Genomic DNA, 14,022 nt, shown 5'->3' on the forward strand with positions numbered 1-14,022 from the left:
CGGGTCGGGGCGCGCTGCATGCGCCCGGAGGGCTGAGCGAGGGTACCGCGGTCCGGTGGGGCCGGCTCCGCGACGCGCGGTCAGCGCGTGTGGGTGGAGCGGGCGCGGACGGTCAGGGCGGCACGGAGCACGACCCGCAGCGGCAGGAGCCACCACGCGGAGTACTTCCCGGCGAGGAACCGGTACGCGCTCTCGTGGTGGGCGCGACGCATCCGCTCCGAGGCGCCCTGCGTCGCGGTCCCGCCGACGTGGGTCGCGGCCGCGCGCGGCTCGTAGACGTTCCGGTAGCCGGCACGTCCGATCCGCCACCCGAGGTCGACGTCCTCGAAGTACATGAAGTAGCGCTCGTCGAAGCCGCCGAGTCGGTCGTAGAGGTCCCGGCGGACGAGCAGGCAGGCACCGGACAGCCAGCCCGCGTCCCGCTGCCCGTCGTGGTCGTCGTCCTGCCGGTACCGGCGGGTCCACGGGTTGCGCGGCCAGATGTTCGCGAACAGGGCGTGTCCGAGTCCGGTCCGGAGCGACGGGACCAGCCGCGCGGACGGGTACACCTCGCCGTTCGGTTCGAGCAGCCGCGGTCCCACCGCGCCGATCGTCGGGTCGTCCGCGGCCGTCGCGATCATCCGGTCGAGTGCGCCGGGCTCGAGCACGACGTCCGGGTTCGAGACGAGCACCCAGGACACGTCCGTGTCGAGGGTCGCGACCGCGGCGTTCGCGGCGGCCCCGTAGCCGCGGTTCTCGCCGAGCTCGAGGAACCGGGCGCCGGCCCCCTCGACCACCGCGCGGAGGACGTCCGGGTGGGCGGAGTCGTTGTCGGCCACGACGACCTCGACCTGCCGACCCGACGCGGCCGCGGTGGACGCGAGGAACGCCGGCAGCACGTCCTCCGAGTTGTAGGAGACGGTGACGATGGCGGCGCGGGCGGTCATGCGTAGACCTCGACGTGCCGCGCGGCGCAGGCCGCCCAGGTGAACCCGGCGGCCCGGCGTGCAGCCCGCGCGACCCGGTCCGCCCGCACGGCGGGGTCGTCCGCGAGCATCGCCGCGAGTGCGTCGGCGATGGCGTCGGCTCCCGGCTCGGTGTAGGTCACCGCGTCGCCGCCGACCTCGGGGATCGCGAGCCGACGCGTCGTCAGGACGTCCCCGTGCGAAGCCATCGCCTCGAGCACGGGCAACCCGAACCCCTCGCCGGTGCTCGGGTACACGACCACCCGCGCGCCGCCGAGGAACGCGTGCAGTTCCTCGATCGGCAGGTACCCGAGGTGGCGCAGGGACTCGCCCGGTCGGTCACCGGCAGCCGTGAGCAGGCGACGCGCCTCGTCGTCCCAGCCGAGCCCACCCGCGACGAGCAGCGGGGGAGCGTCCGGCAGCCCCCGGTGCGCGGCGACGAGCGCCGGGACCTGCTTGCGCGGTTCGACCGTGCCGAGGAACGCGATCCAGTCGGTGTCCGGGGCGATGCCGTGTGCGGTCCGGAAGGCGGCCACCTCGTCGGCGCCGGGCTCGTGGAACACGCTGCGGTCGACGCCGAGGTGCGCCACCGCGGTCGGCCGGCGGGCCGGGACCCCGAAGCGGTCGATCTCGGCGACGGTGGCGGCGCTCGGCGCGACCGTGGCGCGTGCGAACCGACGCGCCAGCCGGGTCCAGGTCCGGAAGAACGCGCCCTTCAGGCGCGAGTGTGCCGCCGGGTCGCTGAAGAACGTCGCGTCGTGCAGGGTGACGACGGTCCGGGAGGCGCGGGTCACCGGGAACGTGTAGTGCGGGCTGTGCAGGACCGCCGCACCCGACCGGCGCAGCACGCCGGGCAGGCCGACCTGCTCCCAGACCAGCCGCAGCGGGCGCGAGCGCGTCCACGACGGCGCGACCCGGTACCGGTGCGACGGGGCGGCGTCGTGCAGCCAGGCGACGTCCTCGGGCTTCGCGACGACGTCGACGACGACGCCGAGTTCGTGCAGTCCGGTGAGCAGCCCGGCGATGTAGCGCGCGACGCCGCCGCGGTTGGGCGGGACCGAGGTGGCGTCGACGAGCACGGGGCGTGCCCCCACGTCAGTCCCTGACCTGGCGCTCGGTCGTCCGGGTCCAGGCGATGCCGGACTGGGTGTCCTCGTCCTCGACCACGAAGCGCGCGGCCTCGCGCTGGATCACGATGTGCTCGCCGTTCGGCTTCGCCAGGAAGACGTGGACGAAGTACTGCCCGCCGCCCAGGCGCAGGTCGCTCAGGTGCCACTCGACGGTGGCGGTGCCACGCAGCGGGTCGTGCCGGACCTCGGTCTGGCGGCTGTCGATGCCGAAGGCGGGGTGGCCGAGGTGGTTCTCGATCTTGATGCCGGCGCGCCACTCGGGCAGCACGTCCTTGTGGGAGAACGTCGCCCGGACCACGAGGTCGTCGCCGTGGTGGTGCTCCGACCCCGGGGCGCGGCCGGGGATCTCGAGCTCGACGCGCTCCACCGCCGCGGGGTTCGCGTCCTCCTCCGGGTGCGCCGCCTCGGCCTCGGCCAGGCGACGCCCCTCGAGGATCTCGCGGAAGTTCTTCACGGCGAGACGGGCGGAGCCCTGGAACTTGACCTCGCCGTGGTGCAGCACGACGGCGGAGTCGCACAGCTCCTGCACCTGGCCGAGGGAGTGCGACACGAGGATGATCGTGCGGCCCTGCTCCTGGAACTCGCGGATCTTGTCGAGGCACTTCTTCTGGAACTGCTCGTCACCGACGGCCAGGACCTCGTCGACCAGCAGGACGTCGGGGTCGGTGTTGATGGCGACCGCGAAGGCGAGTCGCACGTACATGCCGGACGAGTAGAACTTCACCTGGGTGTCGATGAAGTCGCCGATGCCGGAGAACTGCAGGATGTCCTCGAAGCGGGCCTCGGTCTCCTCCTGCGTCTGGCCGAGGATCGCGGCGTTGAGGTAGACGTTCTCGCGGCCGGTCAGGTCCGGGTGGAACCCGGCGCCGAGCTCGATGAGCGCGGCGAGGCGGCCGCGACGCTCGACGGAGCCGGTGGTCGGCTCGAGGATGCCGCCGATCGTCTTGAGCAGCGTGGACTTGCCGGACCCGTTCGGACCGAGCAGCCCGATCGTGGTGCCGGCCGGGATGTCGAGGCTGATGTCCTTCAGCGCCCAGAAGTCCTCGCTGTGCCGGCGTCCGGCACGGCCGAGGGTCACGACGCGCTCCTTGAGCGAGTTGTCCTTGCGGATCGTGAACCGCTTCGACACGTTCCGCACGGTCACCACGGCGGGGGCGTCGCGGAACGGGGAGCGGGTCTCCTGGTCGATCTCTTCGGTGCTCATCGGGGTCAGATCTCCTGGGCGAAGTTGCCCTGCAGTTTGGCGAACACGCGCTGGCAGACGAGGAGCGCGACCAGCCCGACGACGGCGGCGACGGCCATGCGGAGCAGGAGGTGCGACGGGTACTCGGAGTCGGCGCCCGCGGTCCAGAACGCGCGGTGGATGCCGAGGACGGCCAGGGTGATCGGGTTGGACGTGTAGATCGACAGCAGCCACTCGGGTGCCCGGGTGGCGACCATCTGCCAGCTGTAGACGATCGGCGATGCCCACATGAGCAGGAGCACGAGGACCTCGACGAGGTACTGCATGTCGCGCAGGTAGACGTTGAGCGCCGCGAGGAGCAGGGCCAGCGCCGTGGCCCAGATCAGCACGACGGCGACCGACGGCAGGAAGTAGAGCAGGTCGAGGCGGACCCAGGCGAAGCCGCTCTGCAGGATCGCGGCCGCGAGCAGCACGACGAGCTGGACGGCGAAGTTGAACAGTGCCGCGCCGACGCTCGCGAGCGGGTAGATCTCACGGGGCAGGTAGATCTTCTTGATCAACCCGGCGTTCGACACGATCGACGCCGTCCCGGCGGCGACGATCTCGCTGAACAGCCCGTACAGGGTCAGCCCGGAGAACACGTAGATCGCGAACTCGGGGATGTTCCGGGACGCACCGAGGATCTGCCCGAGCACGAAGTAGTAGATCGCCAGCTGCACGAGCGGCCGGATGAGCGTCCACGCGAAGCCGAGCGCGCTGTCCTTGTACCGGGACTTCAGGTCGCGGCGGATCAGCAGGTCGAGCAGCTGGCGGTGCGCGACGATCTCCCGCAGCGAGCCGATGACGGCGGTGGCCGGGCGACCGGCCGGGACCATCTGTTCCTGCCGGAGGCGCTCGAACCGCTCGGTGACGATGTTGCTCAAGGGGGTCCTAACGTTCGACGCGGGCGACGGACAACTGTACATCGGCGACCGTCGACGGCCGCCGACGGTCAGCGCCCGTTCCGGCTCTCCCGCATCAGGCGCGCCCGGTTCGCGACCTTGTCGCGGAGGCCCGACGCACCGTTCTCGCGGAGGTACCAGGCGGCCAGCCGGGCGTCGCGGACGAGTCCGTGCCGGCTGTTCGCGATCTGGTGGAACCGCAGCTCCCGGGCGCGGGCCGGGCTGAGCTGAACGCGCGGGCGTCCGGCGGCGGCGACCGACCCGGCGGGCACGGCGGCCTCGTGGGCCCGGTCCGCCGCGACGAGCGGGTCCTTGCAGAACTCGACGAGCGGCTCGAGCGCCCGCTCCCACGTGAAGTCCTCGCGGACGCGGGAGACGGCGGCACGCGCTGCGGCGGCGGCTTCGGGGTCGTACAGCATCGACTCGAGCGCGGCGGCGAGTCCGTCGACGTCCCGCTCCTTGACCGCGACGCCCATGCCCTCCGCGGCCACGAGGTCGCCGAAGCTGTCACCGTCCGTCGTGACGATCGGCAGGTTCGCCCACATGTAGTCGAGGATGCGGGTGCGGAACGAGAACGTCGTCTCGATGTGCGCGAAGTGCGTCGAGACGCCGGCGTCCGCCTCGAGCAGGTAGTTCTGGCGGTCGTCGAGGGCCACCCACTGCTCGTTGAAGAACACGTGTTTGTTCGTCAGGCCGAGCTGGTCGCTGATGCGCCGCGTCTCCGAGACGATCGCCATCTCGGGCACGTCCGGGTTCGGGTGCGCGACCCCGAGGAAGAAGAGCCGGATGTCGTCGTGGGTCTCGGCGACCTTCGCCACGGCACGGACGAGCGACGGGGTGTCGAACCAGTTGTAGATGCCGCCGCCCCAGATGACGACCTTGTCGTCCTCGCCGATGCCGGGCGTCACACCGCGGATCGCCTTGCGCTCGTGCGCCGGGGGGGTGGAGTCCATGCCGAACGGGGCGATCGCGATGAGCTTGTTCAGGTTGTCGTCGGCGAGGTAGTTGTCCGGGTTGACACGGCCGACCGCGGCGAGCTGCCCGAGCCAGAACAGGCGCTGACGCTCCGAGGCGCAGAGGAAGAAGTCGCCGCGCTCGAGCTGCGCGTTGATGACCTCGGTCGTGCTCTGGACCTGGTTGCGCCAGCCCACGTCGCCGTTGTCCCGCGCCTGCTCGAGCTGCTCGAGGTGCATCGGGTCGTAGAGGTCGACGACCATGATCTTGTTCGAGCGCTGGAGCGTCTGGAAGTGGTGCAGCGCGTAGCCCTGGAAGAAGATGACGTCGGCCCACTCCTCGTGGTCCTTCATCGTCCGCTCGTGCTGCAGCGGCACGCGGGAGACCTCGAAGCGGTCGGTCTTCCGGTTCGCCACGTTCCAGGTGACGAGGCGGACGTCGTTGTGCTCGCTGAGCGCCTCGGCGATCTTCCACGCGCGCATGCCCGGGCCGGCCATCTTCTCGCCGAGGGCGTCGCCGGTGATGATGAGCACGCGGGTGCGGTGCATCGGCTGCTCGACGTCGAAGGCCTCGATGATCGCCTGGTAGCCCTGGAGGAAGTAGCCGTCCTCGAACAGCGGCTTGAAGGCGTCGCCGAACAGGCGGAACACCTCCTTGTCGGTCTTGACGCGCTGGGCCTGGATGCGGCGGCGCTCCTCGGAGAGCCCCGGCAGGTCGGCGACGAACTGGTCGAGGGCGTAGAGCCCCGCGACGGCCTCCTTCGACATCGGCGTCGTCGGGTCGAACTCGTCCGGAGCGCCGGTGAACCGGCGGATGTCGAACTCCTCCGAGTCGCGGCCGCTCTTCGCCACCGCGCGGCGGGCCAGCAGGGCGAGGGCCGCGGGCAGGAAGGTGCCGAGGTTCTCGTCGGAGAGGTTCTTGTAGAGCAGGTGCAGCGCGTTCCGCTCGAGCAGGTACATCTCGCGGTGGTCGCCGAACGACTTCATCGAGCCGTGGTGCTTGTGGAAGACCACGGAGCGCGGGGCGAAGCGCACCCGGTAGCCGAGCAGGTTGAGGCGCCACCCCAGGTCCACGTCGTCGTAGAACATGAACAGGCCCTCGTCGAAGCCGCCGACCTCGAGGAAGACGTCGCGGCGCACGAAGAGCGCCGAGCCGGTGCCGAAGAGCAGGTCGCGCGCGGCGTCGAAGCGGCCGTCGTCGAGCTCGGCGATGTGGTTCTTGTAGCCCATGCCGAACCAGGACAGGCCGGACTCGACGAAGTCGATGGTCTTGCCCTCCCAGTCGAGGACCTTGCTGGCGACCGCCGCGACCCGGGGGCTCGGGGCGAAGCCGGCGATGCCCTCCTTGATCCAGTTGACGTCGGGCTTCGCGTCGTTGTTCAGGAACGCGACGACCTCGCCGGTCGCCTCGCGCGCGCCGAGGTTGCTGCCGCCGGTGAAGCCGAGGTTCTCGGCGGAGACGATGATGCGGACGTTCGACCGCCCGCCGAGCTCGGCGCGGAGGCGCTGCTCGCTGTCGTCGCCGGAGCCGTTCTCGACCACGACGATCTCGAGCCGGTCGGCCGGCCAGTCCACCTCGGTCAGGCGGGCGATGCACTCGAGGGTGTCGTCCGTCCCGCGGAAGTTGATGACGACGACGGACACGCGGGGCGCGAAAGTGGACACGGAAGGACTCCATGGGTCGGCTTGCGGTGGTGCCCTCGGAACGGTCGCCCGGAAAGCGGCACCACTATACCCGGGCGTGCTCGGCGGCCCGCGGCCCCGCGCCGCCTGCGACACTGGGGCCGTGGACGTCTCCGTGATCATCGTCGACTGGCACCAGCCGGAGCTCACCCGTCGGGCCGTCGCGTCCGTCCTGTCGCAGCGCGTCGAGGCGGCCGTCGAGCTCGTGCTGGTCGTCAACGAGGCGGACGACGACACGGTGGCGGCCTACCGGGCCGACCTGCCGTCGGTCGTGGTGGTGCCGGAGCGCACGAACGCCGGGTTCGCCGGCGGGGTGTCCCGCGGCCTCGCGGCGGCGACCGGGGACGTCGTCGTGCTCCTCAACAACGACGCCGTCGCCGACCACGGGTTCCTCGACCGCGGACTCGCCGCGCTCCGGGCCGGCGGGGAGCGCGTCGCCGCGGTCGCCGCGACGGTGGTGCTCGAGGGCGGATTCGCCCCGGTCCCGACCGGCACGGACCCGGAGCCGGACGACCTCGTGGCGCCGCACGGCGGCCGGTGGCGTCGGACGCCGGCGGGCCGGACGCTGGTCAACGGCACCGGCGTGGTGCTCGACCGCTCCGGGAACGGCCGCGACCGCGACTGGCTGCGCCCGTTGCAGGACGCGCCGGAGACGGCGCCGCTGTTCGGCTTCTCCGGCGGTGCGGTGTTCCTCCGGCGTGCCGCGCTCGAGGCCGTCGGCGGGTTCGACGAGTCCCTCTTCATGTACTACGAGGACCTCGACGTCGCGTGGCGGCTCCGCCTCGCCGGGTACGAGGTCCGGCACGCCCCCGACGCGGTCGCGACGCACCGCCACGCGGCCAGCTCGGGGAGCGACTCGCCCCTGGTGCGGTACCAGAGCATGCGGAACCGCCTCGCGGTGGTGCTGCGGAACGGGTCGCCCGCGCTCGTCGGGCGCGTCGTGCTCCGCACGCTCGCCCGACTGGTGCGCGACGTCCTGCGCCCCGCGGGGGCGCAGCTGACGACCGGGCAGTGGTTGCGGTTCGTCCGGGAGGCACCGGGGATCGTCCGCCACGCCCGTCGCGCCCGTCGGCGCGACGGTGTCGACGGCTCCGCGCGTCGCGCGGTCGAGGCCCTGCTGGTCGACGGGGGCTGACGGACCGCGCAGCCGCCGCCCGGAGAGCGGCCCGCTCGGTCACCGCAGCCCGCCCGACGGACGCGCCGCGCGCCTCCCGGACGGGGGGACAGATGGGGGCTGTGTGATCGCTGTGACCGATGTAACCTGATGCGACACGTGTGGATCAGGCCGTTCCAGGGTCGGCCGATCCGCTTCCCGAACCCGTGTACCTCCCGTCACCCGTCGTCGCCCCGCAGGAAGGCCCCCGACGTGAAGAAGGTCATCGCCGCGTTCGCGAGCGTGCTCATGCTCGCGAGCGTGCTCGTCGCCGTGCAGCTCGCCGGCCCGACGTCCTCCCAGGAGCGCGCCGACGCGCTCAGCGGGTCGTCGTTCCAGGCCGGCAACATCATCTCCGACGCGAACTTCTACGACGGCGACTCCATGTCGGCGTCGCAGGTGCAGTCGTTCCTCAACGGCCAGGTCGGCTCGTGCACGAACAGCGGCTGCCTCCGCAACGGGCGCTACTCGCTGAACAGCCACGGCGCCGACGCCATGTGCGGTGCGCTCACCGGTGGCTCCTCGCTCTCGGCGGCCGACATCATCACGCGGGTCGGTCGGGCGTGCTCGATCAGCCCGAAGGTGATCCTCGTCACGCTGCAGAAGGAGCAGGCGCTCGTGACCTCGCGCGGCCCCTCCGCCGCCGTGCTCGAGCGGGCGATGGGCTACGCCTGCCCGGACAACGCGCAGGGCCGCTGCGACCCGGCCTACGCGGGCGTGGGCAACCAGGTGTACTGGGCTGCGTGGCAGTGGAAGCGCTACGGCAACCCCTCGGGCACGAGCAACTACTTCACCTGGTTCGCGCCCGGTGGCACCCGGCAGATCCAGTACAACGTGCCGACCTCGTGCGGCACCAAGGGCGTCGCCGTGCAGAACAAGGCGACCGCGGCCCTGTACTACTACACGCCGTACACGCCGAACACCGCCGCGCTGAACAACCTCTACGGCACCGGTGACGGCTGCTCGGCCTACGGCAACCGCAACTTCTGGCGCATGTACAGCGACTGGTTCGGCTCGCCCACGGCGTCCGCCAAGCCGATCGGCGCGCTCGACGCGGTCGTCGGCGGTGGCGACGTCGTCACGGTCCGCGGGTGGACGATCGACCCGACGGCCCCCGGGTCGTCCTCGAGCGTGCACGTCTACGTCGACTCGGCCGCCAAGAAGGTCGTGGCGGACCAGACCCGCTCGGACGTGGGCCGTGCACACCCCGGGGCCGGCAGCGCCCACGGGTACTCGGCCGACGTGCCGGCCGCCCCCGGCAGCCACAAGGTGTGCGTGTACGCCGTCTCGGTCGACGGCGCGCGCAACACGACCCTCGGGTGCAAGACCGTCACGGTCGTCTCCGCGTCGCCGTTCGGTCGCGTCGACTCCGCGCAGGCCGTCCCCGGCGGGATCCGGGTCCGCGGCTGGGCGATCGACGCCGACCAGCAGAAGCCGGCGATCTCGGTCCGCGTGGTCGCCGGTGGGAAGACCACCACGCTCCGCGCCGACAAGGTCCGCTCGGACGTCGGTCGGGTGTACCCGGCAGCCGGGTCCGGACACGGCTTCGACGCCGTCGTCCCCGGTGTCGACGGCACCCAGGACGTGACCGTCACCGGCGTCAACACCGGCAAGGGGATCGACAAGCAGCTCGGCGCCACCGCATCGGTGCGCGTCCCCGCGGCGCGGCCGGACGGCGGGCTCGACACGTTCACGGGCACCGCGACGGGCATCACCGTGAGCGGCTGGGCGATCGACGGCAAGACCACGAACCCGATCGACGTGCACGTGTACATCGACGGTGCCGGCCGGCGGCTCGTCGCGAACCAGACCCGCTCGGACATCGGCCGGATCTTCCCCGCCTACGGCGCCGCGCACGGGTTCTCGCTGACCGCCACGGCGGCGCCGGGACCGCACCAGGTGTGCGTCTACGGCATCGACTCGGCCGGCGGGTCGAACCCGACCTTCCGCTGCGACACCGTGCAGGTCGGCAACGCGCCGCGCGGTGGGCTCGACGCCGTGACCGCGACGAGCGGCGGCGTCGCGGTGCGCGGGTGGGCGTGGGACGCCGACACCACCGCGGTGGTCCCCGTCGACGTCTACGTCGACGGGCGGGGTGCGCGCCTCCAGGCGAACGGGCTGCGTGCGGACGTGGCCAAGGCGTACCCGGCCGCCGGGCGGAACCGCGGGTTCAGCGGGACCGTCGCGGCCGCGTCGGGGAAGCACGACGTGTGCGTGTACGCCATCGACGCGAACGGCGGGGCCAACACCACGCTCGGCTGCCGGACGGTCACGGTCCCGTAGGGCCGGCACCGGGTCGGTCGGGGCCGTCGGGTCGTCGGGGGACCGACGGCGCCGGCGGCCCCGTCCGTTGCTGACGCGTCCGTTGCTGAGAGGACCAGCGGCTCGTCCTCGGGCGGAACCGCACCGCCGTCCGCCATGATGTCCGACGTGAGCACCGCCAGCGCCGTCCCCGCACCGACGACGAGGACCGTCGCCGTTCCCCGGTGGGCGAGCCGCTCGTTGCCGGTCCTCGTCGGCGTCGTGGCCGCCGTGGTCGCCTGGCTCCGCCTGCCGGCGGGTGCACGGGACACGCTCTGGGCCGAGGACTCCGCGCTGTTCCTCCAGCAGCGACTGCAGCTCGGGCCGCTCGCGTCGCTCGTGCACCCCTACGACGGCTACCAGCACCTCGTGCCGCGGCTGCTCACCGACGTCGCGACCGCGCTGCCCGTGGCCGACTACGCCCGGGCCGTGACGGCGCTCTGCTGCATCGTCGTCGGGCTCGTCGCGGCGGCGACCGTGGCGTTCTCCGGTGCGGTCCTGCCGCACCCCGTGACGCGGTCGCTGTTCGCGCTCGTTCCCGTGCTGACCCCGGTGATCGCGTTCGAGGTCCTGGGCAACACGGCGAACCTCCACTCCTTCCTGCTCTTCCTCGTCCCGGTGGTGCTGCTCGTCCGCCCACGCACCTGGGCCGGCGCCGTCACGCCTGGGGTCGTCGCGCTCGTCGTCGCCCTCAGCGAGATCCAGTCGGTGTACTTCCTGCCGCTCGTGCTGCTGACCGTGCGGCACCGTCGCGCGTGGCCGGTGGCCGGCGGCCTCCTGGTCGGACTCGCGCTCCAGTTCGCCTCCGTGCTGTCGTCGCCGCGCGTGCGGCCGCCGTTCCAGCAGGGCCTCGGCGACGTCGTCACCGGCTGGTTCGTCGAGCCGGTGCTCAGCGTCCTCTACCCGAAGGCGTCGTCCGCCGCGGACCGCCTCGGCGAGTACGGGCTGGTCCTCCCGGCGCTCCTGGCCGTGGGCTTCGTCGCCGCGACGGCCGTCGTGCTCGTCGGGCGCTGGCGCCGGGGCGACGGTCTCGGACCGCTCCGGACGCTCGCGATCACGCTCCTGGTCGCCTCACCGCTGGCCTGGGCCGCCGGGGTTCTCCTCAACCCGACGCCGCTCATCGACTTCTCCGAGGACGGGCTCGGTGCACTCGGGCGGACGGGCTACCTGCGCTACGCGGCCGCGTCCTCGATGTTCCTGGTCGCGCTCGTCGTCCTGGCCGCCGACCGGCTGCTCCGGACCGGGCGTCGACCGCTGGTGGTCGTCGCCGTGCTCGTGCTCGTCGGGTGGGTCGCGTTCCTCGGCTGGCGCGCGACCCCGTACGATGTGGCACGGTCGGGTGCACCGACGTGGACCAGTGCGGTGCGCGACGGTCGGCAGCAGTGCGACGGGGGAGTCCAGGACACCCGGTTGCAGCAGGCGCCGACCGGGTGGGGCGTCACCCTGCGGTGCACCACGATCCGCACCGACGCCTTCCCGGAGCACCAGCCCTGACCGCCCCGGGCGCCAGCGCCCCCGTACCGCCCCCGCACCACTCGGAGAACCATGCCTGACCCGTCCACGCCTCGCCCGCTCGTCGTCATCCCCACCTACGACGAGGCCGAGAACGTCCAGGAGATCGTGGGCCGCGTGCTCGCCGAGGTGCCCGGTGCCGACGTGCTCGTGGTCGACGACGGCAGCCCGGACGGCACCGGCGACATCGTCGAGGCGATGGGGTCCGAGGACGACCGGGTCCACCTGCTCCGCCGCACGGGCAAGCTCGGGCTCGGCACCGCCTACGTCGCCGGGTTCCGCTGGGGCCTCGAGCGCGGGTACGACCTGCTCGTCGAGATGGACGCCGACGGCTCGCACCCCGCCGACCGGCTCCCGGCGCTCATCGACGCCGTCGCCTCGGCGGACCCCGCGGACGACGTGCTGCTCGCGATCGGGTCGCGGTGGACCGCCGGCGGCTCGGTCGTCGACTGGCCGAAGCACCGCGAGGTCCTCAGCCGCGGCGGGAACGCCTACGCCCGCATCGTGCTCGGACTCGACGTGCGCGACATCACGGCCGGTTTCCGCGTCTACCGGGCGGACGCGATCGCCCGCATGGACCTCGACGCCGTCGACTCGAAGGGCTACTGCTTCCAGGTCGACATGACCCTGCGCGTGCACGACCTCGGCGGCCGCATCGTCGAGGTGCCGATCCGCTTCCGGGACCGCGTCCGCGGCGTCTCGAAGATGAGCCAGGCCATCGTGGTCGAGGCGATGCTGCGCACCACGCAGTGGGGGCTGCAGCGCCGGTTCGGCCGCCGGCGCTGACGGAGCGCGACCGGCGCGGTCGGGCGGTACCGTCCGGTCCGCGCCCGGTCAGCCGCGCCCGGTCAGCCGTGCCCAGTCAGCCGTGGTCGACGCGGGGCAGGTGCCGACGCCAGGACCGCCGTCGGGCCGCGATCACGAGGACGGCGGTGAACACCATCAGCCCGGCCCCGTGCAGCAGGTAGCTCTCGGCCGTGCTCGTCACCCCGAGCAGCACCAGGAGCGCGGCCGGCCACACGTACGCGACCCCGGGGAAGGTCGTGGCGGTGACCCAGGCCCGCGCGAACGCCAGGAGCGCCGCGAAGGCCAGCACCAGGGTCCCGGCGAGGCCGATCTGCAGCGACGCGTCCACGAAGGCGTTGAGGCCCGACGTGTAGCGGACCCCGGACGGGTCGACGAAGGCCACGAACGGCACCACGGGTTCGGACGGCCACGTGCCCACCCACCCCCAGCCCTGCATCGGGAACTGCTCCGCGAGGACCCGGATCTGCGTCCACAGGTCGATTCGCGTGCGGGTGCCGCCGGCGGCACCGATCTCGGCGAGGATCCGCTGCCGCGCCAGCACCGCGAGCACGAGCATGGCGAGCACCGTGCCGCCGAGCACCGTGTTCACGACCGGTCTGGTCGTCGGTCTCGCGTGCCGCAGCGCCCAGAGCGCGAGGGCGGTGACGGCGAGGGCGATCATCGCGAGCCCGGTGATGGGGGACTGCACGAACATCAGGGCGATGACCGCGAGCGTGGTCGACGCGAGGGCGCGCCACGTCGTCACGGAGCGGGTGAGGAACTCGACCACGAAGGTGACGAGCGCCGTCGCCGCGACGAAGCCCATGAAGTTGCGGGTGCCGCCGATGCCCTGGATCGGGCCGCCGTAGGCGATGTCACCGCGGATGCCGAACCCGGGGAACGGGACGTCGAGCACGAGACCGGACAGGACCTCGAGCCCGAGGGCAACCACGAGCAGGATCCGGAAGGCGTCGCCGGACGCCCGGATGACCTGCACCAGGTCGCGTCCGAGCGCCAGGTACAGCCCGAGGCCGACGAAGCACACCGTCTCGGTGAAGCCGCGGAGGGCGACCCACGAGTACTGGCTCCACAGCACGCTCAGCCCGCAGAACCCCACGAAGGCGAGCAGGGAGAGCGGGAGCACGCCGTGCCACTCGATCCGGTACCGCTGGCCGAGCAGGCTCAGGCCGGCGAGCACGACGAGCGTCACGAGCACCGACCAGGTGCCGGCCGTCCCGACGACGTCGTGCACGGCGGGCTGCCCGAAGGCGAACAGGACGATCACGGTCGCGAGGGCCTGGCTGAACCGGCCACCGGCCGAGAAGCCGATCCAGGCGGACAGGTAGCGGCGCGCGAGTGCTCCGCGTGTCACCCGTCCGTCCGTCACCCACCCATCCTTGCGCATGCGGCCCGGCGGGCGCTGCGCGGCGTGTGCC

The 14,022-nt window shown here is 72.5% G+C and carries 10 protein-coding genes; 4 read left to right on the top strand and 6 right to left on the bottom strand.

Translation table 11 applies throughout. The features are described 5' to 3' along the window. Positions 1 to 80: 80 nt before the first annotated feature. The 5 genes from QUG92_RS02160 to QUG92_RS02180 form a co-directional block, all read right to left on the bottom strand. A complete protein-coding gene (locus tag QUG92_RS02160; protein ID WP_289457509.1) occupies positions 81 to 926 on the bottom strand; it encodes a glycosyltransferase family 2 protein in 846 nt (281 codons plus the stop codon). Continuing rightward, positions 923 to 2,038 carry a glycosyltransferase family 4 protein gene (locus tag QUG92_RS02165; protein ID WP_289457510.1) on the bottom strand — a complete coding sequence of 372 codons (1,116 nt, stop codon included), beginning with the start codon at positions 2,036 to 2,038 and terminating at the stop codon, positions 923 to 925. Before QUG92_RS02165 ends, QUG92_RS02160 begins: the two co-directional genes overlap by 4 nt. Position 2,039: 1 nt before the next feature. Further along, a complete protein-coding gene (locus tag QUG92_RS02170; RefSeq protein ID WP_289457511.1) occupies positions 2,040 to 3,278 on the bottom strand; it encodes an ABC transporter ATP-binding protein in 1,239 nt (412 codons plus the stop codon). Positions 3,279 to 3,283: 5 nt separating this feature from the next. Next, positions 3,284 to 4,180 (bottom strand): ABC transporter permease, encoded by an 897-nt coding sequence (locus QUG92_RS02175; protein WP_259346164.1) that lies wholly within the window; start codon positions 4,178 to 4,180, stop codon positions 3,284 to 3,286. A 68-nt stretch (positions 4,181 to 4,248) separates the two neighbouring features. Then, on the bottom strand, positions 4,249 to 6,816 hold the full coding sequence (locus tag QUG92_RS02180) for a glycosyltransferase (protein ID WP_289457512.1): 2,568 nt from the start codon (positions 6,814 to 6,816) through the stop codon (positions 4,249 to 4,251). Positions 6,817 to 6,937: 121 nt separating this feature from the next. Between QUG92_RS02180 and QUG92_RS02185 the strand changes: the two genes are divergently transcribed. The 4 genes from QUG92_RS02185 to QUG92_RS02200 all read left to right on the top strand — a co-directional run bounded on the left by QUG92_RS02185 (position 6,938) and on the right by QUG92_RS02200 (position 12,586). Beyond that, positions 6,938 to 7,969 (top strand): glycosyltransferase family 2 protein, encoded by a 1,032-nt coding sequence (locus tag QUG92_RS02185; protein WP_182046789.1) that lies wholly within the window; start codon positions 6,938 to 6,940, stop codon positions 7,967 to 7,969. 231 nt (positions 7,970 to 8,200) lie between these two features. Continuing rightward, positions 8,201 to 10,270: a LasA N-terminal domain-containing protein gene (locus QUG92_RS02190; RefSeq protein WP_289457513.1), complete on the top strand. Its 2,070-nt coding sequence runs from the start codon at positions 8,201 to 8,203 to the stop codon at positions 10,268 to 10,270. Positions 10,271 to 10,417: 147 nt separating this feature from the next. After that, positions 10,418 to 11,782 (top strand): hypothetical protein, encoded by a 1,365-nt coding sequence (locus QUG92_RS02195; RefSeq protein WP_289457514.1) that lies wholly within the window; start codon positions 10,418 to 10,420, stop codon positions 11,780 to 11,782. 51 nt (positions 11,783 to 11,833) lie between these two features. Continuing rightward, positions 11,834 to 12,586, top strand: coding sequence for a polyprenol monophosphomannose synthase (locus QUG92_RS02200; protein ID WP_289457515.1), 753 nt, complete (start codon positions 11,834 to 11,836; stop codon positions 12,584 to 12,586). A 76-nt stretch (positions 12,587 to 12,662) separates the two neighbouring features. Here the strand turns inward: QUG92_RS02200 and QUG92_RS02205 are convergent, their stop codons facing one another. Then, positions 12,663 to 13,973, bottom strand: a complete 1,311-nt coding sequence (locus QUG92_RS02205) for an exopolysaccharide production protein (RefSeq protein ID WP_289457516.1) — start codon at positions 13,971 to 13,973, stop codon at positions 12,663 to 12,665. Positions 13,974 to 14,022 lie beyond the last annotated feature (49 nt).

The organism is Curtobacterium citri, from assembly GCF_030362955.1.
Classification (GTDB): Bacteria; Actinomycetota; Actinomycetes; order Actinomycetales; family Microbacteriaceae; genus Curtobacterium; species Curtobacterium citri.

What these genes read in the sequence shown, in the direction of transcription:
- QUG92_RS02160 (WP_289457509.1), bottom strand. Translation starts at nt 926, where the DNA reads ATGACCGCCCGCGCCGCCATCGTCACCGTCTCCTACAACTCGGAGGAC.
- QUG92_RS02170 (WP_289457511.1), bottom strand. Translation starts at nt 3,278, where the DNA reads ATGAGCACCGAAGAGATCGACCAGGAGACCCGCTCCCCGTTCCGCGAC.
- QUG92_RS02200 (WP_289457515.1), top strand. Translation starts at nt 11,834, where the DNA reads ATGCCTGACCCGTCCACGCCTCGCCCGCTCGTCGTCATCCCCACCTAC.